The 25374-nt window shown below is 53.4% G+C and carries 25 protein-coding genes and 5 pseudogenes; 20 read left to right on the forward strand and 10 right to left on the reverse strand.

Annotated elements, in window-relative coordinates; translation table 11 throughout:
- Positions 1-227: 227 nt before the first annotated feature.
- Positions 228-428: pseudogene (locus tag MUK72_RS16575) on the forward strand (IS630 family transposase); the annotation flags it as partial.
- A 71-nt stretch (positions 429-499) separates the two neighbouring features.
- On the opposite strand, the pseudogene MUK72_RS16580 reads toward MUK72_RS16575, so the two are convergent.
- Positions 500-1321: pseudogene (locus tag MUK72_RS16580) on the reverse strand (IS5 family transposase).
- Between the two features lie 112 nt (positions 1322-1433).
- On the opposite strand from MUK72_RS16580, the pseudogene MUK72_RS16585 reads away from it, so the two are divergent.
- From MUK72_RS16585 to MUK72_RS16595, 3 genes and pseudogenes are all read left to right on the forward strand, one after another.
- Positions 1434-2145, forward strand: a pseudogene (locus MUK72_RS16585) (IS630 family transposase); the annotation flags it as partial.
- A gap of 341 nt (positions 2146-2486) precedes the next feature.
- Positions 2487-2738, forward strand: coding sequence for a hypothetical protein (locus tag MUK72_RS16590; protein WP_244706337.1), 252 nt, complete (start codon positions 2487-2489; stop codon positions 2736-2738).
- On the forward strand, positions 2738-4174 hold the full coding sequence (locus MUK72_RS16595; protein WP_244706339.1) for a sodium:solute symporter family protein: 1437 nt from the start codon (positions 2738-2740) through the stop codon (positions 4172-4174). Before MUK72_RS16590 ends, MUK72_RS16595 begins: the two co-directional genes overlap by 1 nt.
- A 68-nt stretch (positions 4175-4242) precedes the next feature.
- On the opposite strand, the pseudogene MUK72_RS16600 reads toward MUK72_RS16595, so the two are convergent.
- Positions 4243-5062, reverse strand: a pseudogene (locus MUK72_RS16600) (IS5 family transposase).
- 187 nt (positions 5063-5249) lie between these two features.
- Between MUK72_RS16600 and MUK72_RS16605 the strand changes: the two are divergent.
- Both MUK72_RS16605 and MUK72_RS16610 read left to right on the forward strand, forming a co-directional pair.
- A complete protein-coding gene (locus tag MUK72_RS16605; RefSeq protein ID WP_244706341.1) occupies positions 5250-6428 on the forward strand; it encodes a M20 family metallopeptidase in 1179 nt (392 codons plus the stop codon).
- Between the two features lie 314 nt (positions 6429-6742).
- A pseudogene (locus MUK72_RS16610) lies at positions 6743-7880 on the forward strand (M20 family metallo-hydrolase).
- A 179-nt stretch (positions 7881-8059) separates the two neighbouring features.
- On the opposite strand, the gene MUK72_RS16615 reads toward MUK72_RS16610, so the two are convergent.
- The gene (locus tag MUK72_RS16615; protein ID WP_244706343.1) at positions 8060-9397 is read right to left on the reverse strand and encodes an aminotransferase family protein; all 1338 of its coding nucleotides are present in this window, start codon (positions 9395-9397) and stop codon (positions 8060-8062) included.
- A gap of 179 nt (positions 9398-9576) precedes the next feature.
- On the opposite strand from MUK72_RS16615, the gene MUK72_RS16620 reads away from it, so the two are divergent.
- From MUK72_RS16620 to MUK72_RS16645, 6 genes are all read left to right on the forward strand, one after another.
- Positions 9577-11049 carry a CoA-acylating methylmalonate-semialdehyde dehydrogenase gene (locus MUK72_RS16620; protein ID WP_244706345.1) on the forward strand — a complete coding sequence of 491 codons (1473 nt, stop codon included), beginning with the start codon at positions 9577-9579 and terminating at the stop codon, positions 11047-11049.
- Positions 11050-11268: 219 nt separating this feature from the next.
- A complete protein-coding gene (locus MUK72_RS16625; RefSeq protein ID WP_244706347.1) occupies positions 11269-12834 on the forward strand; it encodes a sodium/proline symporter in 1566 nt (521 codons plus the stop codon).
- A gap of 8 nt (positions 12835-12842) precedes the next feature.
- Positions 12843-13376 (forward strand): hypothetical protein, encoded by a 534-nt coding sequence (locus MUK72_RS16630; RefSeq protein ID WP_244706349.1) that lies wholly within the window; start codon positions 12843-12845, stop codon positions 13374-13376.
- 222 nt (positions 13377-13598) lie between these two features.
- Positions 13599-14093 carry an Lrp/AsnC family transcriptional regulator gene (locus tag MUK72_RS16635; protein ID WP_244706478.1) on the forward strand — a complete coding sequence of 165 codons (495 nt, stop codon included), beginning with the start codon at positions 13599-13601 and terminating at the stop codon, positions 14091-14093.
- Positions 14094-14199: 106 nt separating this feature from the next.
- Complete coding sequence (locus tag MUK72_RS16640) at positions 14200-14934, forward strand: CPBP family intramembrane glutamic endopeptidase (RefSeq protein ID WP_244706351.1); 735 nt, start codon at positions 14200-14202, stop codon at positions 14932-14934.
- 104 nt (positions 14935-15038) lie between these two features.
- A complete protein-coding gene (locus MUK72_RS16645) occupies positions 15039-15206 on the forward strand; it encodes a DUF1931 domain-containing protein (RefSeq protein WP_244706353.1) in 168 nt (55 codons plus the stop codon).
- Positions 15207-15250: 44 nt separating this feature from the next.
- On the opposite strand, the gene MUK72_RS16650 is transcribed toward MUK72_RS16645, so the two are convergent.
- Positions 15251-15556 carry a hypothetical protein gene (locus tag MUK72_RS16650; protein WP_244706356.1) on the reverse strand — a complete coding sequence of 102 codons (306 nt, stop codon included), beginning with the start codon at positions 15554-15556 and terminating at the stop codon, positions 15251-15253.
- A 160-nt stretch (positions 15557-15716) separates the two neighbouring features.
- On the opposite strand from MUK72_RS16650, the gene MUK72_RS16655 reads away from it, so the two are divergent.
- On the forward strand, positions 15717-15998 hold the full coding sequence (locus MUK72_RS16655; RefSeq protein ID WP_244706358.1) for a helix-turn-helix transcriptional regulator: 282 nt from the start codon (positions 15717-15719) through the stop codon (positions 15996-15998).
- Positions 15999-16506: 508 nt separating this feature from the next.
- Here MUK72_RS16655 and MUK72_RS16660 read toward each other — a convergent pair.
- Entirely contained in the window at positions 16507-16797 is a 291-nt protein-coding gene (locus MUK72_RS16660) for a hypothetical protein (protein ID WP_244706360.1), read from the reverse strand.
- Positions 16798-16933: 136 nt separating this feature from the next.
- Positions 16934-17584: a DUF7509 family protein gene (locus MUK72_RS16665; RefSeq protein ID WP_244706362.1), complete on the reverse strand. Its 651-nt coding sequence runs from the start codon at positions 17582-17584 to the stop codon at positions 16934-16936.
- Between the two features lie 153 nt (positions 17585-17737).
- Between MUK72_RS16665 and MUK72_RS16670 the strand changes: the two genes are divergently transcribed.
- From MUK72_RS16670 to MUK72_RS16690, 5 genes are all read left to right on the forward strand, one after another.
- The gene (locus tag MUK72_RS16670; RefSeq protein WP_244706364.1) at positions 17738-18136 is read left to right on the forward strand and encodes a helix-turn-helix domain-containing protein; all 399 of its coding nucleotides are present in this window, start codon (positions 17738-17740) and stop codon (positions 18134-18136) included.
- A gap of 202 nt (positions 18137-18338) precedes the next feature.
- Complete coding sequence (locus MUK72_RS16675) at positions 18339-19508, forward strand: ISH3 family transposase (RefSeq protein WP_244706366.1); 1170 nt, start codon at positions 18339-18341, stop codon at positions 19506-19508.
- Positions 19509-19870: 362 nt separating this feature from the next.
- Positions 19871-20272 carry a hypothetical protein gene (locus tag MUK72_RS16680; protein WP_244706368.1) on the forward strand — a complete coding sequence of 134 codons (402 nt, stop codon included), beginning with the start codon at positions 19871-19873 and terminating at the stop codon, positions 20270-20272.
- A 231-nt stretch (positions 20273-20503) separates the two neighbouring features.
- Positions 20504-20866, forward strand: coding sequence for a hypothetical protein (locus MUK72_RS16685; protein WP_244706370.1), 363 nt, complete (start codon positions 20504-20506; stop codon positions 20864-20866).
- Entirely contained in the window at positions 20863-21561 is a 699-nt protein-coding gene (locus tag MUK72_RS16690; protein WP_244706372.1) for a M48 family metalloprotease, read from the forward strand. Before MUK72_RS16685 ends, MUK72_RS16690 begins: the two co-directional genes overlap by 4 nt.
- Positions 21562-21642: 81 nt before the next feature.
- Here the strand turns inward: MUK72_RS16690 and MUK72_RS16695 are convergent, their stop codons facing one another.
- Positions 21643-22071, reverse strand: coding sequence for a DUF7344 domain-containing protein (locus tag MUK72_RS16695; protein WP_244706374.1), 429 nt, complete (start codon positions 22069-22071; stop codon positions 21643-21645).
- Positions 22072-22201: 130 nt separating this feature from the next.
- Here MUK72_RS16695 and MUK72_RS16700 point away from each other — a divergent pair, with 130 nt between their 5' ends.
- Positions 22202-22471: a MarR family transcriptional regulator gene (locus tag MUK72_RS16700; RefSeq protein ID WP_244706376.1), complete on the forward strand. Its 270-nt coding sequence runs from the start codon at positions 22202-22204 to the stop codon at positions 22469-22471.
- A 107-nt stretch (positions 22472-22578) separates the two neighbouring features.
- Here the strand turns inward: MUK72_RS16700 and MUK72_RS16705 are convergent, their stop codons facing one another.
- The 3 genes from MUK72_RS16705 to MUK72_RS16715 all read right to left on the reverse strand — a co-directional run bounded on the left by MUK72_RS16705 (position 22579) and on the right by MUK72_RS16715 (position 24793).
- Complete coding sequence (locus tag MUK72_RS16705; protein ID WP_244706378.1) at positions 22579-22875, reverse strand: hypothetical protein; 297 nt, start codon at positions 22873-22875, stop codon at positions 22579-22581.
- Between the two features lie 375 nt (positions 22876-23250).
- On the reverse strand, positions 23251-23433 hold the full coding sequence (locus tag MUK72_RS16710) for a hypothetical protein (protein WP_244706380.1): 183 nt from the start codon (positions 23431-23433) through the stop codon (positions 23251-23253).
- A gap of 145 nt (positions 23434-23578) precedes the next feature.
- On the reverse strand, positions 23579-24793 hold the full coding sequence (locus MUK72_RS16715; protein WP_244706382.1) for an IS701 family transposase: 1215 nt from the start codon (positions 24791-24793) through the stop codon (positions 23579-23581).
- A gap of 353 nt (positions 24794-25146) precedes the next feature.
- Here MUK72_RS16715 and MUK72_RS16720 point away from each other — a divergent pair, with 353 nt between their 5' ends.
- Positions 25147-25374, forward strand: coding sequence for a hypothetical protein (locus MUK72_RS16720; RefSeq protein ID WP_244706384.1), 228 nt, complete (start codon positions 25147-25149; stop codon positions 25372-25374).

Raw genomic sequence — 25374 nt, forward strand, 5'->3', positions numbered from 1 at the left:
AATGGAATGAGGAGGAGTTCGGTGTGTCGCCAGAATCCTTCCCGGATCGAATTGAACGGCGGCTACTTCGTGAGCCGTCTCAAACGCAATACCAAACCGGAGATTGTCAACGAATTGCGCGAATGACTGGTCCAAATGCGAAGGAAGCCGAGTACTGGGCGCACCAGCCCGGCTGCCGCCCCAATGACCCAGAAAAGTTATGAAGATGACGCGGGACAGCGAACGTTATGGCTGGAGATCGTCACAAAGAGATCGTCCGCCATCTCAGCGAAGACGATCTCGATCGGCTGCTCGACGAGACCGACGATGACAAAATAAGCAAGCGGCTGACGTTCGTCAAACGACTCTACAAAGGCGCAACGCTTGAGGACCTGCCGACGATAGTCAACGAGGGAAGTTCTGGGTGTAGAGGAAAGAGGAGTTCACGTTTCTGCGCCCACAAACGGCAAATCGCTATCAGCGGCTCTGGTGAATCACCATATGGCAGTTGGTTCGGTGCTCATAGAGCACGCTTCATGTTGTGAACCGCGCACATCAGAACGATCTCGCGGAACTGACCATATCAAGTTCGCGCACGCACGGCGTCGCCGAGCGTGCGCTTGATGGTCGAGAAGATGCTCTCGGACATCGAACGCTGACGATATCGAGGGCCGTCGACCCGCGCGTTGTGGCGTGGTCGACGGGCCGGAAAATTCGGTGCTTGATCAGCGGTCTCACGCCCTCGTCGCGCAGTTCCTTGCGTAAGGCCATCCAGTCGTAGCCTTTGTCGGCAGCAAGGCTGAGCAGGTCGCCCGCGTTCCGCAGGGCGACCTGCTTGCCGATTTTCGTGTCGTGACGTCTCGACGTCGTACAGTGAACGTCCAGCGCCGCCTGAGTATCTGTGTCGACGAGCGCGGTGGCTTTGAGCGTCTGAACGCGGTAGTCCGTGCGACGGCAGTAGTGGCGGCTGGCGTTCTCGCGGTCGAAAAACGTTGCATCGATCGCAGCGTGTCCAGATGGTTCGTGCAGCTGCGCCGAAAGGCGCAGCAGCACTCGCCAGATCGCGATCGTGAACCTGTCGAAGGCTTTTGACTAACGTCGAATGGTGAGGGAGATCGGCCGCGTCGAGGCTGATCTCCCCGGTTATTTGTGGCATCTCGCTCAGGAGGTCGAGGGCAACACGGTAGGATTTCTCGAGGTAAACTCGAGGACAGTGGAGTGATACGAGAGCGTGGTCGGCGAATCCACCGCCTCCAGTAGGGGCGGCGGATTCGTCCCTCTCATCGACAGCGTTTTTGGCCAACGTAACTGCGCGAGTCGTGAAGCGGGAAACTTCGGACATACCATCTCAGGGTTTCTCCTTCCAGACACCTTCGTCTCACGGTCCATCCTGCCGCTGTATAGTGATTCACCAGAGTCCTATCAGCTTATATGTAAAACTTCTCTTGGTCACTAATGTCGGCAGGTCCTCTGCAACCGCGACTCGCTGGGTACGACGATGGAACAAGGGTGGACTCGGTCGTCTGACCCCGAACTTCGGGGACGGAAGGCCCCCCCCCCCCTGAACTTCAATGAGGACGAACAAGACGAACTTATTGAACTCCTTCGTGACGGTCTATTATGGAAATTACAGGGGGTTCAACACTTTCTGATGGATGAATTCGATGTTGAGTATCATCCAGATTATCTCGGGACGTTCCTCCGCGACCCCGGTCTCTCGTACGCGAAGCCGCGACCAAAGCGTCCCAATCAGCCGGAGAATCCGGATGAAATTCTCGACGAGGATGAGCAGCCACACAACAAACGCATGGGTGATGACGAAGAAGGACGGATCGTCGACGAGGACGTTTGCACTGATGGCGGCACCGTGATTGGATTTTTGATGCTTCACACCCACAGCCGTACGATAATTCGCGACGTGTCTGGTACGTCGACGATCCACACGTCGAACGACCGTTAGTCAAGACAGAGGATTCTGCGGTAGGGTTCTACGCGTTCAACGGTGAGAGTCTCGTGACGTTCACTGAAGACGAGACGAAAGAACGGATTTGCGAGGTGTTAGAATTCAAAGTGCTTGTCAAAGATGTTTTCAAGCAAATAACTCGACGAATTAGCTACGTACAATCCTGGTGTGAAACGTTCCTTGATCTTCAAAAATTATATTGATCATTAGAGCGGCAGCCGGGAAAATTTCGCGTTGAGTGGAAATGGTCCCGATTTGACGCATTTCTGAGCAGAAACCAACATGATATCAGTGACCCCAGCAATATTGATCTCTACCTGTCTCTTCAACCTCCATCTTTGAGAAATTCCACAGCGATCAGCAAGCCAGATTCCGCACAGACCGCTCGTTCTGACCTAAAGCGATAACCAGTGTAAATAGACAGTACCCAAACATATGTTCTACTCGATACTATTACACAATCAGATGGAAATCATCAACCTCTATTCGGAAACAACGCTATCTTCGTGAAAAATATACGTATATATATTCATTCATCTTTCTGATGCAAATCACCAGTATGTTCATAACATTGGATTGTGATAGAAGCAACAGAGGAAAAATGACAATATTTGGCATGCCAGATCCGACATTCGTCGTATTCGTTGGAACGATCCTTGCAGGAAGCATTGGGGCAATCCACTATGTGCTAACCTATGTGATTCTCGGAAAGTCAATTAAGAGTGTAGACCAAGGTAGCACACCAGAGACAGCGAATCCGGAAAAAGAAAGAATTGCTGACGGAGGGGATGAGTAATGGCAGACATTAATCCATTTTATCTCGGGACCTTTGTTGTATACCTCGCCATTGTCCTCTCAATTGGTGTATGGGGTTACACCAAAACTACTGATGCTATGGATTTCTGGGCGTTCGGTCAGGACATGGGTCCATGGTTGGCAACCTGGTCATTTGTTGCCAACTTTGTGAGCGCAGTTAGCGTTATTGGCTTTATTGGTGCTGTTTATGGTGGAGGATATTCACTCATGACAAACACTATATTTGGGCTTATGCTCGGTATAAGTGCCCTTTACTTTGTTGTTGACAAAATTAAAGATCTTGATCTTCTCACCTTCCCAGATATCATCGCTAATCTCACCGGATTTGAAAGTGCGCGGCCGATTGCTGGAACAGTTCTACTCAGTAATGCGTGGTTGTACCTGATCATGCAATTGGTAGGAGCAAGCCTTCTTGTTACTACTATTACAGGTGTGCCCTATGAGTATATGGTTTGGATTATCGGTGTTGTATTCATCACCTATACTGTATTAGGTGGACTTGTTAGTGTTGCTTGGACCGATCTTCTCCAAGGTACGTTAATGGTTGGTGCGGTTCTATTTGGATTCGGATATATGTTGTTCGATTTGGGTGGTTTTTTGTCTATAAACCAACAATTTGCAGCGCTTGATCCTAGCAATGTTCAACCAATGAGCGAAGGCGGAACTATTATCGGAATAATAGCCTCCATCATCGCCTTTTTTGGAACTATATTCACAGAACAAAATTATATAGTTCGGATTGCAGCAACTAGAGATGTGAGGGCAGCGAAAATTCATCTAGCTGCATCGGGATTTATCCTTTCAATTTTCTTTTCAGCACTTGTCCTGTTGGGGGGAGCAACTACTGTTGCGCTCAACTCTAATGGATTGAGTGTTGCAGCGCAAGATGCAGCATTCCCCGCTCTTATTACAGAATATCTACCTTCCAGCATTGGTGTCGTTATAATTCTAGCAGTAATGAGTGCTATACTTTCAACAACAGATACACGGTTGCATTCGGCTGGTATCACAACTGCTCGTGACATCTACAGTTATTTCCGACCCAATTCCAGTGACAAAAGTCAACTTCGCGTTTCCCGTATCGCCACAATTTTCTTTGGAATTGCAGCAACTGCGGTAGCAGTTGATCCACCGGGGACCATTATTGGTCTCTATAATCTTCGTGCTGTTTTACTGACGAGTGCATTTCTCATTCCAGTTTACGTGGGACTTTACTGGGCAGGATTGAGCGGATTAGCCATAATAGGATCAATCGTTGTCGGAGCAATCTCCGGAGTTGGAGCCGATCTTGCAGGTGGATTATTTGGAATTCCAGCTACTTTCATTGGTGTCGGCTCCTCAATATTAGTTCTAATGATAATACATACGCTATCCTCTGGCACTAAGCCGAAAGGCGGTTCAACAGTGGGGGATTGATAGTTCTGCTAATCTAGGTTTTGAATATTAGGCTCTGGTGAATCGCCATACGGCGGTTGGTTTGGTGCTCACAGAGCACGCTTCATGTTGTGAACTGTGCACATCAGAACGATCTCGCGGAACTGACCGTACCAAGTTCGCGCACGCACGGCGTCGCCGAGCGTGCGCTTGATGGTCGAGAAGACGCTCTCGGACATCGAGCGCTGGCGATATCGAGGGCCGTCGACCCGCGCGTTATGCGCGTGGTCGACGGGCCGGAAGATTCGGTGTTTGATCAGCGGTCTCACGCCCTCGTCACGCAGTTCCTTGCGTAAGGCCATCCAGTCGTAGCCTTTGTCGGTAGCGAGGCTGAGCAGGTCGCCCGCGTTCCGCAGGACGACCTGCTTGCCGATCTTCGTGTCGTGACGTCTCGACGTCGTACAGTGAACGTCAGCACCCCTGAGTGTCTGTGTCGACGAGCGCGGTGGCTTTGAGCGTCTGAACGCGGTAGTCCGTGCGACGGCAGTAGTGGCGGCTAGCGTTCTCGCGGTCGAAGAACGTTGCATCGATCGCAGCGTGTTCAGAGGGTTTGTGCAGCTGCGCCGAGAGGCGCAGCAGCACTCGCCAGATCGCGATCGTGAACCTATCGAATGCTTTGACTAACGTCGAATGATCAGGGAGATCGGCCGCGTCGAGGCCGATCTCCCCGGTTATTTGTGGCATCTCGCTCAGGAGGACGAGGGCAACACGGTAGGATTTCTCGAGGTAAACCCGGAGACAGTGGAGTGATACGAGAGCGTGGTCGGCGAATCCGCCGCCTCCAGTAGGGGCGGCGGATTCGTCCCTCTCATCGACAGCGTTTTTGGCCAACGTAACTGCGCGAGTCGTGAAGCGGGAAACTTCGGACATACCATCTCAGGGTTTCTCCTTCCAGACACCTTCGTCTCACGGTCCATCCTGCCGCTGTATAGTGATTCATCAGAGCCCTTTTGAGTTGTAATTGTTTCCCCACTCTAATACCAACTAACTATCTCAAATCTCATTTGTGACAAAAAATTTCAGTTAGAACTTTACCGTTCGGAAAATCATTGAATGTATGTCCAATGTAACAGATGATGATGATGATCTGAAAGATGTTATAAAAAACCTGGTGCAAATAGAAACCGAAAATCCTCCTGGTAATGAAAGACTGTGCTCAGAATATATTATCGACTGGTTCGAAGAACGCAATATCAATGCGGAATTGATCGAGAGACCATATCCTGACCGCCCACAGGTTGGCGTTCGGATTGGAAACGGGAGCCCAACCATAGTTCTTAACGGTCACATTGACGTAGTTCCTGCAGGTGACAGAGAACAGTGGGATCATGATCCCTATAGCGCTACTGTAGAGGATGGGAAGCTCTATGGTCGTGGGAGCGTAGATATGAAAACGGGTGTTGCAGTCGGAATGCTGGCGACTGCATCTCTTGCCGATGAAATTAGGTCAGGCAACGTAGATGGGTCGATTGTATTTCAAGCGGCCATCGGCGAAGAAACCGCCGAACCTGGAACGAAGACTCTCTTAGAGGAAGGTTATGATGGTGACTATGGTGTCGTTCTTGAACCGACTGAGATGCGGACCGCTACTAGTGAAAAAGGTCTGGCATGGTATGAAATCACTGTTACTGGTGACCCGTCTCATGCAAGCCGTCCTGACCAAGGAACGAATGCCATCCAGTCTGCACAACCAGTTCTTGACGCACTTAATGATTATGACACTGAAGTACGTACGCGCGAAGATGACCTTGTGGGACAAGCGTACTCGACAGTAACAATGTTTGAAGCAGGGACAAAAGAAAACGTAGTTCCTGAGCAGGCTACCATTACAATTGATCGACGGTTTCTTCCTTCAGAAGATATAGAAAATATTGACAATGAGATAGATAATATGCTTTTAGAAATCGCAGCGGTCAACGATATTGGTGTATCATGGGAACGAATACGGACATATGAATCAGCTGCTATTGAGGAAAATAGTCCTTTAGCAGAAGTATTCAGACGTCACTCAGCCAAAACCGATGACGCACCGACTAACTCATGGGGAATTAACGCATCAACGGATGTTCGCAACTTAGTGAACGATGCCAATATTGAAGCTATTACTTGGGGTCCTGGAGACATCTCACAAGCACATACTTACAATGAACACATCGAATTGTCAGATGCTATGATTGCTTTTGATGTCCTCTCTGGCGCTGCACGCGAGATCCTCAACGGGGCAATTGATGACTAATTGTATGTTTATTGGTGAACTGTTCCCACTACGGTGAACCGAGGATCTCACAGAATTTTTGTATATCCCAGTAGCGGCCCGAGAGACGGCACCTAATAAGCAATCAATATCACTGCTATCCAGATGCAGCGATAGCAGACTTCTCGATCGATAGACGAAAATCATACCTACCGTTCTCTATCACCACGAGATACCTCTACGTAGTCGCGCATCGAGAACTTCGCTAGGCCTTAAGGCTAAAACGTGCGCTTTGCAGGTACTGACCTTGTTCATTACGTCGAAATTTTTAATATGAATGTATTCACTGTAGAGATATGCAACTCAGTGTTGCCAAGGAGGATCTTGTCGATACGATGCAAGAACAAGCTGAAATCGGCGCTACCGCTGATGGGGGTTTGCACCGTCGGGCACTCTCCGACGAGGACAAACGGGTCCGCGATTGGCTCGTAGAACAGATGGACGTGCTCGGTCTCGACGTCAGGGTCGACGAGTTCGGAAACATGTTCGGGCGGCGTGAGGGGACTGATCCGGATAGGGGCCCGTTCTCGTCGGCTCACATCTCGACTCGCAGCCGTACGGCGGTATCTATGATGGTCCTCTCGGCGTCGTCGCCGCGCTCATGCTCGTTCACACACTCGAAGCGAACGACATCGAGACCGCACACCCTATCGAGATCGTCAACTGGACTAATGAGGAGGGGTCACGGTTTCAGCCCGCCATGCAAGGAAGCGGCGTCTGGGCTGGCGTCCACGACATCAACGAGGAGTACGACACGACCGACGCCGATGGCGTTCGCTTCGAAGACGAACTGGAGCGCATCGGGTACAAGGGTGACGCCCCGGCCGAACCGACCGAGGAGTACGAGGCGTACCTCGAACTCCACATCGAGCAGGGCCCGTATCTCGAAGAGGGAGAGTACGACGTCGGGGTGGTCACGGGTATCGTTGGCTTCACGTGGGGCGGCATCACCTTCTACGGCGAGGCCGACCACACTAGACCAACACCCATGCAGTATCGAAACGACGCGCTCGTCGCGGCGGCGGACGTCATCACCCAGATACGGCGCATCCCCGGAACGCTCGGCGACCGGACGGTCGGCTCGACGGGTTACATCGACGCGCAGCCGAACTCGATCAACACGATTCCCGGCGAGGTGACGTTCACATGGGCTTTCGTGACCCGTCCGACGAGGTTGTCGAGTTCGCCGACCAGTGTGTCACAGCCGTCGAACGCGTCGCGACTGACGCGGACTACGACGCCACGCGCATTTTCAGCGGCGCGGGCCACGACGCGACCCACATGGCCGACCTCATGAACACCGAGATGGTGTTCGCGGTCAGCGACGGCGGGAAGAGCCACACCGAAGCCGAGCACACGAGCTGGGCGGACTGTCGCGCAGCGGTCACGATGTGTGTGAACGCCGCCTGCGATCTTGCGACATCCAATCCGTGAGGACAGTCCTGGTGTCAAGCGTGACAGCCGGTCCAACGATCAAGCGCAGAGTCGCTCCATAGCCCAATCCTGTTGAATCATGTGAACGTACGCGGTCTGCCTCAATCAGAAACATCATGTTTGATGGAATGTCCATGGCTCGATTTGCCAATGATACTGTCGCTCTCGCGATTAGTTCGCTATCGACTCATTGCATTGTCAGAGACTGAGAGTCCGCTGTCGAGAGCAGCAATTGCTTCATCGATCTCGTCTTCCGTGATTGTGAGGGGTGGTGCGATAATTAGGGTATTTATCATATTTGCCACATATGCCCCTTCGTCATAGGCAGTGGCTGTGACTTCATCAAGAACCGTGCTACCTTTGCTCACCTTATCCTCTCGTTCCCCGAAGGGTTCACGTCTTTCGGGATGCTGCGTGAGTTCAATGCCGCGGAACAGGCCAACACCACGGGTGTCGCCCACGCTCGGGTGGCTATCAGCTAGATCTTCAATGCGGTCCTCAAGATATCTACCAATATCGGCTGCGCGTTCGATGAGGTTCTCTTCCTCATATGTCTTGATGGCTGCGAGTCCGGCCGCGCACGCGACTGGGTGGCCAGCGTACGTGTGCCCGTGTGTCAGCATGTTGTCTTCGAAGTGGTCAGCAATTTCGTCGGTGACGATGGTCGCCCCAAGCGGCTGATACGCACTGGTAAGACCCTTCGCCATTGTCATGATATCGGGCGTCACGTCGAAGACGTCGGAGCCGAACCATTCTCCGGTCCGTCCGAACCCGGCCATCACCTCGTCGCAGATCAACAGCGCCCCGTGGTCGTGTGCGATCTCCTTGAGCCGCGGGAGGTATTCGTCGGGCGGGACAAGAATGCCGTTCGAACCGACAATTGGCTCAACTAGCACCGCAGCGACGGTATCACCTTCGAGTGCGAGCATTTCGTCGATATAATCAAGGCTCTCCATCGGGTCGAGCGTTGAGCCGTATGCGTACGGGTCAGGTGCTTTGATCGTGCCGGGGATTCCGGGCTCTGAGGCAAGGCGACGCGGATCACCGGTGACGCTGATCGAACCGTAGGTCGCCCCGTGGTACGAGCGATATCGTGAGAGGATTTTCTCTTTTCCCGTGTAAAAGCGCGCGATCTTGATCGCAGCTTCGTTGGCCTCCGTTCCACTGGTTGAGAAGAACGTTTTCGTGAGGTTCCCCGGGGTGACGTCAGCAAGTTTTTTCCCTAATTTTGCGCGTGCCTCTGTCGTGTAGCTCGGCGAAACGTATTCTGCCTCGGAAACCTGTTGGGTAACAGCATCCTCGACTCGCTCGGCGGAATGCCCGAGGTTCAAGCACATTAGTTGTCCCGAAAAATCGATGACCGTGTTTTCTCGAGAGTCAGTGAATCTTACGCCGTTTGCCTCAACAATCTGTGTCGGTTCTACCTCACTTTGGTATGACCAAGTCCCAAAGACATGCTTTTGATCCATCTGTTCGATTTGATTCAAGGCTTGGTCGCTGCTTTCCTGTGGTGCCATGCTCTATTAGCCACGTTTGTGACCCTCCGTTATTAGCTTTCGGATTAATCTCAATATATCGTTTTCCAGAGCATGTCTTCCAGTCATATTGAGCTACAGTTGTAGAGTATAGAAATATGATTGCTAATCTCCCCAATTCATCCCAACATTTAAGACGAATGCGCTTAGCTAACGAGTACATGGGACAAGATCTCATTTCCGAAGGGCAGAGTGTTGATAACTATATCGGCGGCGAGTGGAGCAAGATCGATGGGACGCACCAGCAGGACATCGTGAACACGGCGACGGGCGAGACGATTGCTCAGGTGAACTCCAGTTCGCCCGAAACGATTGACGACACCGTTGCGACGGCGAGACAGGCGTTCGACGACTGGCGCCAACTATCAGTCGAAGAACGGATACAGCCGGTTTTCCGGCTGAAAGCCCTGTTAGAAGAACACCAAGAGCCGATGGCCGAGGTGCTGGTCAAAGAGCACGGCAAGACGAAAAAGGAGGCCATGGGGGAGATCCGTCGGGGCATCGAAAACGTCGAAGTGGCGTGTGGTATCCCCACGATGATGCAAGCTGGTCATCTCCCGAACGCAGCGCCCAACATCGACGAAACCGCCGTTCGCAAGCCCCTCGGCGTGTTCACCGCCGTCACGGCGTTCAACTTCCCCGCGATGATCCCGCTGTGGTTCCTCCCATACGCCGTCGCCACGGGCAACACGTTCATCCTCAAGCCAAGCGAGAAGACGCCGCTCACCGCACGGTACCTCTTCGAGTTGATTGACGAAGCCGGGTTCCCGGACGGCGTCGTCAATCTCGTCAACGGCGGTGCAGAGACCGTCACCGCAATGCTCGAACACGACGACATCGAAGGAATTTCGTTTGTTGGGTCAACGCCCGTCGCCAGGCACATCTACGAGACGGCCGCTGCACACGGAAAGCGCGTGCAGGCTCAGGGCGGGGCGAAAAACCATATCATCGTCTCGGATTCAGCCAACCTGGAGTTCGCCGTCGATCAGACGGTGAGTTCCGCGTTCGCCAACTCTGGGCAGCGATGTCTCGCCAACCCGTCGGCGGTTGTCCACGACGACATCTACGAGGAGTTCGCCGACCGACTCACCGAGGCGGTCGCCGAGTACACGGTTGCGCCCGGTCTCGATGAGGGTGCACAGATGGGACCACTTATCTCCGACGACCACCGCGAGACCATCCTTGACTACATCGAGACTGGAGTTGAGGAGGGAGCGACGCTCCTCTACGACGGTCGTGATGCGGATGTTCCGGAGGGAGGGACGTTCCTCGCACCGACGCTCTTCGGGGACGTCACGCCCGAAATGACCATTGGTAGCGAAGAGATATTCGGCCCCGTTCTGAGCCTTCTTCAAGCATCTGACTTCGGGGACGCCATCGACATCGTTAACGAATCTCGATTCGGCAACGCGGCGTCGCTGTTCACCGAACGCGGCAGGGAGGCCAAGCGCTTCCGCCACGAAGTCGAGGCTGGCAACCTCGCGGTGAACGCCGGCACCGCCGCACCGATGGCTTTCTTCCACTTCGGCGGTTGGAAGGACTCGTTTTTCGGTGATCTCCACGCACAGGACGACGATGCAATCCGTTTTTACACCGACGAGGCGGTGTACATCGAGCGCTGGCCTGAAGCCTGATTTGTCATGAATTACTCAGATATGACGCCAGTTCAAAAAGACGAAATGAGTGAAAAACACTCGGGGAAATAATCAAAAAGATGGGTGTTTTTGGAATGCCAACTGGAACATTCGTCCTTATTTTTGGATGGATCCCGTTCTGGTGGTTCGTAGCGGCCGTGAGTGTGTATCGCATGCGACAGAATGACAAGAAAAACAGCCAAGGAGACGAGGTAACGAATGGTTAATTATTCGATTGTAGCTCCATTTATTGTTTACCTGTTGATATTGCTGGCAATTGGTATCATAGCGAATCGCTACCTGGTGGATCTAGAAGGGTATTTGTTGGGAGGTCGTGGTCTCGGAGCAGGAGTGACAGCACTAACCTTGCAATCTACTTCGATGAGTGGATTTATGTTCTTAGGTGCACCTTCCATGGCCTTTAGACAAGGCGTCTGGGCACTCTGGTACGCAATAGGAGATTTTGGTGGCGGATTGGTGAACCTTGCAGTCTTAGGACGCGGGCTTCGGCAACTTTCAGAAACATTTGGTTCCCTTACTCCGATTGAATATCTTGAAGACCGATACCCCCACCCGAGCATCCGTGCTGTTGGGTCATTAATTAGTATCGTGTTTTTGTCAGCATACGTATTCGCACAGTTCATTGCCGCAGGCAAAGCACTAGAGTCAGTAACTGGATTGCCGTATATTTATGGGCTTCTTCTCGGAACATCAATCATCGTATTGTACACGTTCTTCGGCGGCTATCTCGCAGTCGCATGGACAGACACGTTACAAGCAATCGTGATGGCTCTTGGTATTAATATCCTTCTCGCTGCTGTGCTCATGGAAGTTGGTGGATTTACCGGTCTGTTCAGTTCGATAGCGAGCCAAGACCCAACCTATCTCTCAGTATGGGGGCAAGGTTTCCAGCATGCAGGTGCATTTGGGGTCGTCATTGGAGCTGTCCTCCTCTATTCTATTGGATATATGGGTATTCCCCATGCCGTTGTACGACATTTGAGCATGGAAGAGTCGGATACCGCGAAGAGTGCAATCGGTATCAATGTTTTCTTCAATACGTTCTTCGTCTACCAACCGTACATCCTGGGACTTGCCGCCATTGTTCTTCTTCCATCGCTCAACGATCCTGAGATGGCGATCCCACAGCTTGCTCTTACGCTACTACCAACTGCCGTGGCTGGGATACTCTTGGCAGCACTCATGGCAGCAGTCATGAGTACAGCTGACTCGATCCTTATCATGGCTGGCTCTATACTATCTCGGGACATCGTTCAGCGATTTAGTAGTCGTGAAATCTCTGATGAGAGAGCATTCCTTTACTCCCGGGCATTAGTGGTTGGTATTGGGGTTCTCGGAATCGTAGTCGCGGCATATCAACCACCAAGTGTTTCCGACCTTGTTATCTTTGCGTTTGGTGCTCTTGCGTGCGCGTTTTTAGTTCCGAATGTCGCTGGCGTATACTGGACGCGTGCAAACTGGCAGGGTGCACTTGCCGCCATGATCGGTGGTTCAGGGACGAATATTATTTGGACTGCAGCTGGACTGCAGAGTATGACTGCTGTACATCCATTTTTAGCGGGAATCGTGATATCCACCGTCGGTATGGTTGTTTTCTCCTTAATCACGGAACCGCCGGATACCGACGTGATAAATGCAGTACAAACTGCACGCAAATCAGTTGATGCTCCTACTGGCACGGTCAAACAGTCCACAGATTCGCTCGCTCCAGAGGCAACAGCTATTGCAACGCACCTTTCAGAAAAATCATTGGCAGATAACTAACTCAAATCATGGAGAAGCAGTCGGCTCTCACGACAATTGACGCATTTCCTGAGGAAGTTTCTGAATGCAAGGCAGAAAAAATACTTGAGAGAACAGACAGTGAAATTAAGAATGGTCAAATTAATGAAAAAATATACTACCCATATTTAGTAGCCACATTTCAAGTGGAATCCTCAATGATGGGGCAGAAAGACGATGGCATCATTCACTGTGGTGTAGATCTAGTTAATGAAAAAGAACTCCTGATCGACGAGCAACCGAGATTTGAAAGAAGATCAGTGATTTCTGATCAAGTGCTGCCGAGGGAATGCAACCGAGAGACGGCACTTCAGATAGCCAGAACATATATTCGAGAAATAGTGAATCGGCAATTGAAACCTTTGAGGACACCAACAATTCAGTGTGTGGAAAATGGTTTGCTTTACAGACTATTCTATAGTATAGAGGTTGAAACTACAGATGGAAATATTCTTCAGTATGCGGTTGATAGTATATTGGGTGATTATCACCGCCTCTACGTGGGGGTGGACAATTCCTCATAGTAGAAATGAAGATTAGTTACTTCCACCGGCCCTGTGAAACCTGCCCAACCGCTTTTGTTGCTTTCAAATAATATCATTACGGATCGGTCCTCGGTACTATTTTTCAGTGTAGAGATATGGGAAATCCCATGGCGTTCTTTGGTACTACAAGCTAGCTGCTATGTGGAGGCCATTCAGAATAGAAAGACTAAGAATGGACGATATCTTCTAATACATTCAATGATGGACAAACGAGATGTTAAAATTCTCTCGGCGATTACGAACCTCGGCACCGGCAGCCCCGACCGGCTCCACGAGGAGACGGGCATCCCGAAGTCGACGATCTACTACCGGCTGAACAACCTCCGCGAAGAGGGCGTCATCGAGAACGACCTCTACGATATCGACTACGAGAAGGTCGGGCTCGGCGTCACGGTCATCGCCGAAGTCATCGCCGAGTACGACGAGGGCTATCACGAGCGCGTTGGCGAGAAACTCTCGGCCATCGAAGGCGCTGATCAGGTCTACTTCACGATGGGCGAGACCGATTTCGTCGTCATCGTCCGTCTCGGCAACCAGGGAATGGTCGAGGACCTCATCAGCCAGTTCGAGGGCATCGACGAGGTGATCCGTACCCGATCGATGTTCACCATCTCCACGATCAAAAACGAGCCACGGCTGCTCAAGAACTTCGAGTTCGAGACGCTCGAAGCGATCGCCGATGCTGAGGACGAGTAGTAAGCGCTCGACGTCGTAATCGTCGACAAGCCGGACAGTCGCAGCGCGAGAGGTCTCTCTCTTTCTCTCCGATAGCTGTATAACATATCGATGGAACATATGAACAATGGCCAGTACACAACCGGTTGACGGCCGGAGTGACCCACATCCACGAACCAACTGGAGAACTCGCGGGCGTGCTGTCGCGATTGGACTTGGACTGGTCATCTCTGCCCTTGTGATCGGGACGGTACTTTCGATCGTCCCGATTCTCGTGGGCGGAACCAGTCTCGCCGCGCTCACCGTCGTGTTCGTCCTCTCGGAAGCGGGCTATGCCATCGCTGGATGGATGTATGTCCACCGGTGGTTCACTGAGAAGATATCAATCGAGATTCCGACGCCACAACAGTTCGGATGGGTAGTTGTCAGCACACTCGTCATGCTCGGGATTGCAAGCGGAATCGGCGCACTCAGTACCAGAACGGGCATCCAGATCGGGCGTGCCGACCAGGAACTCCTCACAGGGGATCCGACGATGGTCCTCGTGCTGGCAGTGCTTTCATTCGTCATCATCGCGCCAGCCGAGGAGTATCTGTTTCGTGGTGTGATTCAGCGACGACTCACCCGGAGTATGCGAACACCCGCTGCTATCGGCGTGGCCGCTCTTCTGTTCGTTATTCCGCATGCGATTGGCTATCTTGGAGGGATACAAGGGATTGTTCTGCTGAGTGTCGCCCCGTTCTCACTCGCAGTCATACTGGGTGCGCTGTACGAAAAATACGACAATTTGTCCGTTCCGATCCTCGCTCATGGGCTCTACAATGCAACTCTGTTTCTCACAACCTACGTGACAGCATTTTAGTCACCATTCGCTGAGTTACACGATCTTGCCAAGCTGAAGAGCTGAGTCTACGTTCACCACGCTTTGATGAGGTATAAGTACGAATAGCCGGGAGTACAGGTTGCATGACGGATCTCATCGTCAAAGCGGCAGTCAAAGAACAGCTCGCAGACCAGAACGTCTCATCGGATTTCTACGATGCGCTCGACAGTGAAGTGGCGGACTTGCTTGCGGATGCGACACGGCGATCAGATGCCAATGATCGCAAGACTGTCCAGCCACGCGATCTCTGAGTTCGGTAGCGATATCGAATCTCTGCTCGTACTGCTGATCCGGACTACTGGCTCATTTCGCCTGTCGTGTCGAGTTTCATCTCAGCGAGTTTGGTGCTCACCGCGTCGATTCGTCCGTCGAGTTCGTCAACGAATCCACTCGTCTGGTCGGTCGTAGTCGCGCCTTGGCTGGACGGCTCGATCAGGCTCTCTTCCTCGAGTACACGCAATGAGTAGCGGATTTTGTGATGGGGGTAGCCCGTCTCGTTCGACATCTTCACGATGCCGATCGGTTCGTTGTCGATGACCATCCGCAGCACCTGTAGATGCCGTTCCAGCATATCGACTTCTTTCTCCAATCGATCTATCATGGCGTCTGTTATCTTATCTCGCATAAAGTAAACCTTGTTATTGAAGAACAAACCGAGGAGGCACGTCACGGGTGAAATCGATGAATATGTGCCCTATTTCGGCGGAATAGTCGTTTCGAAAACCGGTATATTTTCCTGTAGGAATAACCAATAGCAGGACATGTACGATCTGACTGGGTTCCAGCGCGACATGCTGTACGCGATTGCAGGACAGGACGAGCCGAAAGGGCTCGCGATCAAGGATGAACTCGAAGGCTACTACGAAAGCGAGATCCACCACGGCCGACTCTACCCGAACCTCGACGAACTGGTCGAGAAAGGACTCGTCGAGAAGGGCGAACGCGACAAGCGGACCAACTACTACAACCTCACCCAGCGTGGCCGTCGCGAGATCGATGCGCGGCGTGAGTGGGAAGACCAGTACGTCGCTACTGAGGCTTAGGACGGCTGTCTGACACAGTTTTAGAGAAACGAGTCACTGCCCACCATCGGCCGTGGTTTGATCGCGTCGGTTGGGTGATTACTGTCGGCGATCCTTTTGTCGACACTCTTTGCAAAGAATCCGCCTGTCGGTGAGAGTTCAGACGCGCAGTACGTTGGGTTTGTCTCGCCGTAGTCTCACACGTGTTCAGCCACTACGGAGGTCAAGGACGTCGTCTGTATTGCTCATGGTCGGTGGTTGAGCATATCGTCATTCTCAGTGGAGCCGCCTTCGGTGGGTTTTCTGGACCACCACAGAGTGTCATAGAATGGTTGGCATGGGTTTCACGTATCGATCGAGAGGCACGCTACCGCTGGCTCTGAATTACGACAATACTGGCTGTTTCTCAGATACCGTTTCTCGGGCCCCTGGTGAGGTATGTGAAGAGTTCTATGACACGCTGAGAATACCCAGGAGCGTAGTACCGAGCTGATCCACCGTTCTGCGATGACGGGCGCGGAAACGCACGCTACGGCATGTCTGGATCACCGGTGACGATCCAGTTGACGATCCGATCAACAGTCTTCGAGCCGCGTTTGTTCCATGCACCGCTTTCTTCGGGTGGTGGTTTCTCCGGATCGCGATCGATAGCGCCGTCGGGCGTCGAATCGTTGTGCTCCTCACTGGAGGCCGACTCACCAAGCAGGAGGCGGGTGAGGATCCGATCCAGCCAGACAGACCCGGGCTTGTCGCCAGTCCCGCTTTCTCCCCGCGGCGGTTTCTCGGGCGTACGATCGACCGTCCGGTCTCCTCTGGCCATATCCGTCAACAACGTCTCCGGAGACTTAAACGAACGGCGGGGAACACACATCCTGGCGTCGAGCGTGTCTTAACCGATCGGATTCCGAGTCCTCACGGAAGGCCATGTTGCTGAGAAATCGCGTGACATCGAAGGGTTAGTCACTCTCGTCCAACCGCGGCAGGTCACCAGCAAACTCGCGATTCATCACGTCCACCACGAACAGCTTGATTTCGTGAAGTAGCTCCTCGCGATCGGCATACGAGCGGACGGCCGTCTCCCAGCGGCGAGTTACTGAGCCGATCATTGCACTGGAGAGGGTGTCCTCATGGACGAAGAGTACACGTTCCTGACGGGCCACATCCTCGGGATCGCTCTCGTCGTCGGCGTAGAACGCTTCAAGCACCGATCCCGTTTCGATCCCGACACCCAAATTCCGGCCGACGTGGGGTGCGACGAACACCACCACGTTGCTCGCGCGCGCGAACTCGATGCTCTGAGTCGCCGGATCCACCTCTTCGATGGGGATGTCCGGATCCAGCGCAATGAATGCGTTCACTCCTGGATCAGTTCGCAGTTCATCCCGTAGCCACGTCAGTTGCTCCAGAACTTCCTGTTCGGTGTAGTCGCCCTCTTCGTCATCCCACTCGGCGAAATCAACGTTGACGTCCTCGGGCGTCGTCCCTTCTGGGAGTAAGTCGTCGAGTTGGAATTCCTTGTACGGGCTCATCAAGTAGACGAGAAACTGGTCCGTATCGAGAGACCCATCGAACTGCTCACGAAGACGTCCCAAGAGCCGCTCGCGCATATCTCATTCTCTCCTGTTATACTTATAAATATAGTGTTTTTCAGTCTGTATCGACTCAGAAATAGTTATACCGGTACAATCCCAATGATCGATACGACCGACATGTTGCCAGCGACGAATAGGAAGTAAGACACGCAAAACGAGACCAACCTGATGTCGACAAAAGAACAGCGCACTACCGACGACGAAAGCATCGATCCCGAGGAGCTCCTGCCCGAACACAGCGTGCTCAAGCTCGAAGAATATCTCGCTATGCAGGACGCCATTGGGAACGAAACCCGCTTTCGCATCCTCTATGCGCTCAAACAGCAGGGCGAGATGAGTGCGAATCAACTCAAGGAATCACTCGAGATGCGCCCCAACAACCTCCACTACCATCTCGGCAAACTCTGTGATGTCGGTCTCGTACAGAATCGTAAGCAGAATACGCCCGATAGTGACGGCCTATTCTCCTATTACGTTGCCAGCGGTATGGGAAAAGCCATTCTCGAACACGGTGTCGAGGAACTCATGCGTCGCGAGCGTGAATTCAAAGATCGGTATAGTAGTTAACGAGTACTACCTATGTCTTAGACAGATTCCAACCCGTACGTGTAGAAATGACACATATACATTTATCACTCACTCAAATTTGATGGTATAGTCAACCATTCTCTGCTTTATTTGGGAGGCAATTGTATGCTCAGGAGACCATCAAACAATAGTCTCAGTACCTCACAAAGCTGGTTATGTGAAGGGGCTGCTTGGTGGATTGATGGAGGCCAACCAAGCAGCCAGTGAACTCACAGAGGACCAGGTCCTTAACTTTCTCGTCAACACCCTCGACGAGGAGATCGATATCGAACTCGGCGAAAACGCCGATATCGATTCCGAGGACATCTGGGACGTCCTCGTCGGCGCAACAGCCGACGAGGACTCGGTCAGCCACCTCTGCGAGATTTCAGAGGACTCACCGCATGGCAATACGATTCTCCACCACCTTCGGACGAAGTTCGAACTCTCTGAGCTCGAACGAGTCGGCAAGACACTCATCCAGCAGGATATCCTCGAACTGCTTCCGGATCGGCCGGTGGAGGTCGTCGCCGACCTCCATCTCCGTCCGTACTACGGCGAGGAGTACGAATCTAAAGATGAGCTCTACAATTCACTCGCTAAAGCCGGAACGACGACGTTCCACGGCTATGCCACGCTCTACGCCCGCGTACGCAACAAACGCTATACGCTGGCGGTGCGCCGTCTGACCGACGGCGACACCGCCAGCTCGATCCTCGCGGAACTACTCGGCGTGCTCGACGGCCTTGACCTCGAAGTCAAGGCCGTCTACCTCGACCGCGAGTTCTACGATACGTACTGTTTGACGCTGCTTGCTGCCCACAACTACGCTTTCGTCATGCCGATCGTGAAGTGGGGCGAGAAGATTCAGAACGAATTGAGCACAGGCTGGAGTCGCGTGATCGATCACGACCTCCAAGGCGAAATCGACGGTCACACGTGGACCGTCGATTTCCCGGTCTATATCGACTGTACGTACCAGCAAGGGAAGTACGATGAGGAAGGTGTGGCGCGTCACGGCTACGCCGTCGACGCGCCGTTCATCGAGACGCCACGCCAAGCCAGGAAACACTACAGCCGTCGATTCGGTATCGAATCGTCCTACCGTCTGTCTGAGCGAAGTGTAGCGAACACGACGACACAGAATCCAGCGGTGCGGTTCCTGTACGTGCTGATTAGCTTCCTCCTCCAGAATGCGTGGCGGTATCTCCACTGGGAGTACGTGGCGTCGCCGCGCCGAGGCGCGCGACGCCTCTGGTCATGGCGATTCGATGAATTCCTCGGAATGGTGCGTCGTGCAGCGGAGACGGCACTCGCTGTACGTCGCGCCGTCCCCGCAAACAAGCCTCCGGACGACCGTTTCGAGCGCTAACCCACCGACCGGGAATGCCTGCTCGATGAGTGGCAACACCGTCGCGTCGGCGGCGTTCCGCCGCCGACTGCGACAGGTTCGATGCTTTCGGTGTTGAACCTCGCCCTCAGCAGTTGCTCGATACCGACTTCTCCACTAAATTCACGCCTCAGAAGCAATCAACTGGCGTGCTTTGTGAGGTACTGAGTCTGTCCTGCCGGTTTGGAAGATAGTTCAGAGGAGATGCTGAGATTTCCAGTTGGGAACTACCACATTTACCGCTTGGCTAAAGGCAGGTGGTTGCCAGACTTAGGCACCACATACCTATATGCTATCCACCAAACTCGATAGTCACATGCACGATCAACCATACGGAGGATCCTATGTCTGAACAGCAGGCAGCAGCACTCCGCGTCGCAACTCGCACACTCAACGACCTCGCGGACGTCGTTGAGGATGGTCTGCCCACGCTCGACCAATCCAACTACGATCAAATGATCGAGGACGTCTCGGCCACTGACACTCCGTTCGCCGAGCGATGGGCCGGCATCAAAGCGTGTGTCGACGATCACTTCGAACATCTGAGCCTCGATGAGTCACTCGACAGTACCATCTATGATTATGTCGACGTCTCGGGTGGTCATCCACCGGGGAACAGAGAGCTCACCATTTCTATCCACTACTACCCGGAAGGACGCCTCAAGACCGAAATCGGGGTCCACGACGAGCCTGAGCGCCGAACTACTGACGAACCGCCGGGTTACACGCTGACCACCCTGGAGTAACGTGACTCAACCAACCGCAGAACCCGCGAACAAGTCACGTCCTGGACCGTCACTGAGGCTTGGGAGTCATGTTTTCGCCCTCTCCCCGAACCCGATAAACTCTCCAATTCTTCGCTGAACGAACTGTGTACAACCTCCGCCTCACGAGAAAAGAGAACAGAAGAACTGCAAACAGTCTCTCACGTGTAGGCGGTTCATATCTATACCTTGAGAAGGTGGACTGGGAGCTGCATGGCTGCATTCGACCCCGACGACGAATCCATAAGTGAACAAGAGTCTGGGGCGCTCCGTACCGTCGCCCGAGCGCTCGATGGGCTTGCTGGATCCGCCAAGGAGCCTCTGAAGACTGATCAAGTTGCTCAGGAAGACGCCCCACAGGTCATCGAAATAGGGATCCAGTTCGCTGAAATCTTGATCGATATCGGAGAATATGTCGATACCTATCCCCAGACGAGCGCTCTCAAGAAATCATCTTATCGAGACCCGTTCGCCACCGTCTCCATCGACGCGTATCCACCAGCAAACCAAGCGATGACGCTCCAAGCCCGGTATGAGCAACAGAGAATCCCGAAGATCGGTGTCAACAATCCGTGATTCCGGATCTCTCGTGGCTCCTCACGCTCGCAGCTATCGGCTTCATCGTCGTGGCCACTGTGCTTACTGCGATCCGTCCACTTGTCGTTGATCGCGAAAAGAGCACCCGGAAGCCGACGGGGACGAAACGCGAACGACTGACAAGCGGCATCGACGGTGCCCATCGCATACGTCTGCGAATTACGGAACGTTCCCTAGACACTGTTTCGGTGCGAGCACGTGCGCTGGGCATCGTTCCCGGATATCAGTATGTATTCGTCTGCGACCAACTGCTCGCGTCGCTTTCCGAGTCGGCCAACAGAGCGATCGTGGCTCATGAGGTCGCCCACCATCGAGGCTGGCATCCACTACTGCGGGTCGTACTACTGGCTGTCGCCCTCATCGGGTGGCCCCTCGCTATCGCGAGCGGTGTACCGTACGCGCTCGTGGGTGGGATTGGAGCCCTCCCCCTGTATGTACTGTTCGTGTGTTGGATCGAGCGCCAGACAGAATATTGCGCCGACGCGTACGCTGGGAAGCAGGTGGGCTACGACTCGATGATTAACGCGTTGAACTATCTCAAGAAGACGAAGTCCGGCCGGCAACAGAGCAGGTTTGCTGGATTGCTAGCAACCTACCCATCATTTGCCGAGCGTATTGACCATCTCAAGGATTCCGCTGAGGAGGACGACAATGATCAGGGTGGCCTCGAGTGAGAGACACGCAAGACGCTCAGCATCACGAGAAGCCGAATCCAGGATGCCTGCGATACACCATCGTTCAGATGGAGCGGGCGATCACCTGCTTGATTCACCCCGGGTTTGAAGCCCGAGAAAACGCAAGATCACGATCGTGGCTGCCAGCATGACAACCGCCGCGTGGATCGCTGGCCCGCGCCGGACACGCTTGCGATCAGGCTCGTAGACGATGATCCCTGCATTGGCGAGCGCCGAAAGATGCGACTGGATCAACCCGTTATAGACGGCGTCATACTTGGAGCTCGGGACCGCTTCGGGATCCGTTCCTGCCTCAACACCAGCGATCTGGCGGGCGAGTGGCTTGACTTCGATAAATCCGCCCGGATCCAGAACGAACACGCGGGCAATAACGAGCCGACGTCGTCTATTCGACAGCAAATGGTAGTACTCGTTCAAATCACCTTCAGTCACGGGATGAAGGAAGAATCGAAGCAGTTCTGCCGGCGTCTCTGGGAGGTCGATCGCCATGTGAGTAGCGAGTTGTTCGGGCTACAGTCTTAATCTTGTCTATTGAATACCGTACTTGAAGTACAGTATATTGTACCCATAGAAACAGTATCGCGCCATCTAAGAACTGTTCGAGCGAGTACGCTCGTGAATGCGCCCGCGCATCGACTGGATGACCCGCTCCGACGATCGCACCCTGGAGTTCCTCGCCGACAAGGAGATCGTCGCCTCGGCGAGCGTCATCGCCGTCAATATCGATTACAATCCGAACTACATCTCCCGGCGCTGCCGGCGGCTTGCCGAAGCCGGACTCATCCAGCGCATCGACAGCTCCAACTACCGCCTCACCGACGTCGGCGAACGCTATCTCTCTGGTGAGATCGATCCCGACAAGTTGGAGGTCGACGACGAAGAATCCTGATTGAGTATTTCTGGGATTGCTTTCAGAGAACCTGAACTGATAGAGGCCGCTGCGAACTGATCACTGAAGCGTCGCAGCGGTGGGCTCTCATCCAGACATCACTGGTCTCAAGCAGGCGAGGTCGATGGATCGAACTGTTTGAGGTAGTTTTCAAGCGCGCTAGCGGTCCGGAACGCGCTGAGGTTCAATGCTTCGACGGGTTCGTTGCCATCCGGCGGGTGCACATACCAGACGTTTTGAGTGTGGGAACTCCCGCCGAGGCGCAAGTCTACACCGTGGATCTGCACCCACGCACCGTAACCGTACGCCCCCGCCATCAACTCACCGAGGACGTCCGCACTCGACCACTCTCCGTCCCCGTCGGGGTACACCAGCGCGTACTCCTCTTCGTCTCGGTTAGTCATACTCGCAGCCCTCCAACGACTGAATCAGCAGCTGCGTGCCTGCTGCAGCCGGTGCTGTGGTACTGAGTCGATACGCGATTGCGATCGATACTCTCGGGACGCGAGCCGGTGGCTTCAAGCCCGCGTGCGTTCGTAGCTTGCATTGGTCTTCCTTCCAGAGAAGACCGGTCCGGGTGTCACATCACCCGGGCGTTTCCGAACCGCAATTACGCCCTGTAGGACCGTTCTCCTCTACACATTCCTTGCTCGTGGCTAGTTATAAGGATATGGATACGGCCCTATCCATAATCTCAGTACCTCACAAAGCCGTCTTCCTGACATTACCGTAATTTGCCCGCTATTTACTGTAACGGTGAAGTCGTGCGATTTTGAGTCCTATTCGGCGAGTCGTTGAGCGAGAAGTCGAGCCAGAGCTGCTTCGTCACGTTCGAGTGCAACAGCCGACGCGGTCGCAACCGCGTCGGCGATGCTGTCACAATCATACTCGATCATGACCTCAGTTACCTGCTCAAAGACCTCGTCAGGGACTGTGATCGTGTTATAGCCTTCTGGAGGCATGCTTCGTTCTCCGTTCGATTACAGTAAAAACGCAGGGATTTACGGTAATATCAACGAGGTAGCTTTGCGAGGTACTGAATCTGGCGCTTTCTCTGTCATGCAGGATCGTCCTCTGATCTCAATTACGATACTCGACTCTGCACGTTCATAAACTCCCCTCAGAATGGAGGAAGAGGTGGTCGATCTCCTCCATCAGTCCGTCGAGATCGTGGTCTGGCTGGTCACGCACCCACGAAAACATGTTGTAGATCGTCTCTTTGAGGCCGTGTTCGAGCTGCGCTCGGAGCGACGAGGCTTTCGAGACGAGTCGCTCCGAGACGCTCGATTCGGGACCAAGGCGAAGGAGGCTGTAGGTCAGCATCTGAAGGTGCCAGTGGCGACTGGCACCGTCAGAATCACGCACCTCGCAGCCTCCAAGGCCGAGATCCTGCTTCGAGTCCTCGAAGAACGTCTCGATCCGCCACCGGTACGAATAGCTCCGTATGAGATGGCCAGAGGGAGCGTCGATCTTGTTCGTTGCGAGGTACTTGACCGGGTTGCTTTCGCCCTCGTCAGTGACTTTCTCAGCGATTACCAGCCGTACCTCACCTAACTTCGAGATCGGGAGCGTCTTCGTCCAGATCTTGTACGTTTCCTCGTTGATCTCTCGCTCTACTTTGTCGATGCGCTCTTCCAGCGCATCGACGCGCATCTCCTCGTTATCGAAGGTCACCTGCCGGTTGCTCCGTAGTGGTCCGATCCAGTCCTTGCCGTAGGACTTGACGTGCTTGATCAGGTCCGAGTCGTGGGCGAACCACGAGTCGAAGAGGTAGGTGTCCGCAGGTACACCTACCTCTTCTTCCAGTTCTGTGACGATCTCTCGGGAGAGATCGTACTTCGTCTCCTCGTTGTCCTGGTCTTCGTCGTCAGCTTTCTCATACTGGCGAAATGCGAGTGGATAGGAGGTTTTATCGTCGGTATAGAATGCGTAGACGAGGTCCTGTCCCCAGACGGGTTCTCCTTCGGTGTGATCGTAGAACTCTCCAGCACCGGGAAGTTCCTTCCCGGTTCGCTGGAACACCGAGTCGTCGATGACGATGTAGCCGTCCTGTGACCAGCGCGTCTCGCCGTGTTTTTGCAACTCCTCTAATCGCTCGTGGTTGAGTTGATCTTCGTTCCAGTCGTACTCAGTGAGGAACTTGTTGAGTGCTCGGTCGCCTTGGGCTGGAAGGACTTCACGTGCGATCCCGGTGACGGTCTTGCTGCTGGCCGCAGCAAGACCTGTCACGTACGTTTTGGCGTAGTGAGTCTGGTGATACGACAGCGAGTCGAACTCGTCCAGTGGATCGGTGCAGGACAGGAAGTCCGTAATCGGAAGCATCGTCCGTCATTGCCGTCTACATCGCGCTCCGACTTAAACGTGCAGAGCCGAGTTACGATATAACCCAATTGGTGATCGCTCATCGAACCCGTGGACAGAACTGGGGATAGCCATCTTTCAACAACCGCTTTGTTTTACAAGTCCGATATGTTTTGATAGTATTCTATCCAATTCAGGTGGCGCATATCTATAATCAAGGAGACTGATGCGATAGCCAGACAGATGATCCAGTCTGTGATGGGTTATGTGATGAATCTCCAAACAGAGCTGCGCCGAACCGCAGCAAGTGTTGATAAATGCTACTTGATCCGGTGCGCGGAGACCAGTTTCATACACGAAAAGCGTAGCGAACGATGAGTCCGGATTCAGATCCATACGACAGCAAATTCGAGGAGGCTCTCGAGACGATCCGTGAGCATCCAGAGAATGTCCAGAGGATCGCCAGTTGGAGCGGGCAGGTCGGGGCTGCTGTCCGCGTACTGGCCGCGCTTGCAAACGATGAGGACCCTGCAGCGTCGGACCTCAAGGGCGCTGGGTTCGTACGTGACGACGACGATCTCGACGGGAGGAGATTGTCGTAA

It is taken from the genome of Halococcus dombrowskii (assembly GCF_022870485.1).
Taxonomy (GTDB): Archaea; Halobacteriota; Halobacteria; order Halobacteriales; family Halococcaceae; genus Halococcus; species Halococcus morrhuae.

Excerpts from the sequence above, each read along its gene's own strand:
- MUK72_RS16645 (WP_244706353.1), top strand. The coding sequence starts at position 15,039 with ATGACGGATCTCATCGTCAAAGCGGCAGTCAAAGAACAGCTCGCAGAC.
- MUK72_RS16590 (WP_244706337.1), top strand. The coding sequence starts at position 2,487 with ATGCAAATCACCAGTATGTTCATAACATTGGATTGTGATAGAAGCAAC.
- MUK72_RS16615 (WP_244706343.1), bottom strand. The coding sequence starts at position 9,397 with ATGGCACCACAGGAAAGCAGCGACCAAGCCTTGAATCAAATCGAACAG.
- MUK72_RS16675 (WP_244706366.1), top strand. The coding sequence starts at position 18,339 with ATGGAGGCCAACCAAGCAGCCAGTGAACTCACAGAGGACCAGGTCCTT.
- MUK72_RS16640 (WP_244706351.1), top strand. The coding sequence starts at position 14,200 with ATGGCCAGTACACAACCGGTTGACGGCCGGAGTGACCCACATCCACGA.
- MUK72_RS16670 (WP_244706364.1), top strand. The coding sequence starts at position 17,738 with ATGTCGACAAAAGAACAGCGCACTACCGACGACGAAAGCATCGATCCC.
- MUK72_RS16720 (WP_244706384.1), top strand. The coding sequence starts at position 25,147 with ATGAGTCCGGATTCAGATCCATACGACAGCAAATTCGAGGAGGCTCTC.
- MUK72_RS16630 (WP_244706349.1), top strand. The coding sequence starts at position 12,843 with ATGGAGAAGCAGTCGGCTCTCACGACAATTGACGCATTTCCTGAGGAA.
- MUK72_RS16620 (WP_244706345.1), top strand. The coding sequence starts at position 9,577 with ATGGGACAAGATCTCATTTCCGAAGGGCAGAGTGTTGATAACTATATC.
- MUK72_RS16625 (WP_244706347.1), top strand. The coding sequence starts at position 11,269 with ATGGTTAATTATTCGATTGTAGCTCCATTTATTGTTTACCTGTTGATA.
- MUK72_RS16660 (WP_244706360.1), bottom strand. The coding sequence starts at position 16,797 with ATGGCCAGAGGAGACCGGACGGTCGATCGTACGCCCGAGAAACCGCCG.
- MUK72_RS16680 (WP_244706368.1), top strand. The coding sequence starts at position 19,871 with ATGTCTGAACAGCAGGCAGCAGCACTCCGCGTCGCAACTCGCACACTC.
- MUK72_RS16715 (WP_244706382.1), bottom strand. The coding sequence starts at position 24,793 with ATGCTTCCGATTACGGACTTCCTGTCCTGCACCGATCCACTGGACGAG.
- MUK72_RS16710 (WP_244706380.1), bottom strand. The coding sequence starts at position 23,433 with ATGCCTCCAGAAGGCTATAACACGATCACAGTCCCTGACGAGGTCTTT.
- MUK72_RS16650 (WP_244706356.1), bottom strand. The coding sequence starts at position 15,556 with ATGATAGATCGATTGGAGAAAGAAGTCGATATGCTGGAACGGCATCTA.
- MUK72_RS16635 (WP_244706478.1), top strand. The coding sequence starts at position 13,599 with ATGGACAAACGAGATGTTAAAATTCTCTCGGCGATTACGAACCTCGGC.
- MUK72_RS16665 (WP_244706362.1), bottom strand. The coding sequence starts at position 17,584 with ATGCGCGAGCGGCTCTTGGGACGTCTTCGTGAGCAGTTCGATGGGTCT.
- MUK72_RS16595 (WP_244706339.1), top strand. The coding sequence starts at position 2,738 with ATGGCAGACATTAATCCATTTTATCTCGGGACCTTTGTTGTATACCTC.
- MUK72_RS16655 (WP_244706358.1), top strand. The coding sequence starts at position 15,717 with ATGTACGATCTGACTGGGTTCCAGCGCGACATGCTGTACGCGATTGCA.
- MUK72_RS16700 (WP_244706376.1), top strand. The coding sequence starts at position 22,202 with ATGCGCCCGCGCATCGACTGGATGACCCGCTCCGACGATCGCACCCTG.
- MUK72_RS16705 (WP_244706378.1), bottom strand. The coding sequence starts at position 22,875 with ATGACTAACCGAGACGAAGAGGAGTACGCGCTGGTGTACCCCGACGGG.
- MUK72_RS16605 (WP_244706341.1), top strand. The coding sequence starts at position 5,250 with ATGTCCAATGTAACAGATGATGATGATGATCTGAAAGATGTTATAAAA.
- MUK72_RS16685 (WP_244706370.1), top strand. The coding sequence starts at position 20,504 with ATGGCTGCATTCGACCCCGACGACGAATCCATAAGTGAACAAGAGTCT.
- MUK72_RS16695 (WP_244706374.1), bottom strand. The coding sequence starts at position 22,071 with ATGGCGATCGACCTCCCAGAGACGCCGGCAGAACTGCTTCGATTCTTC.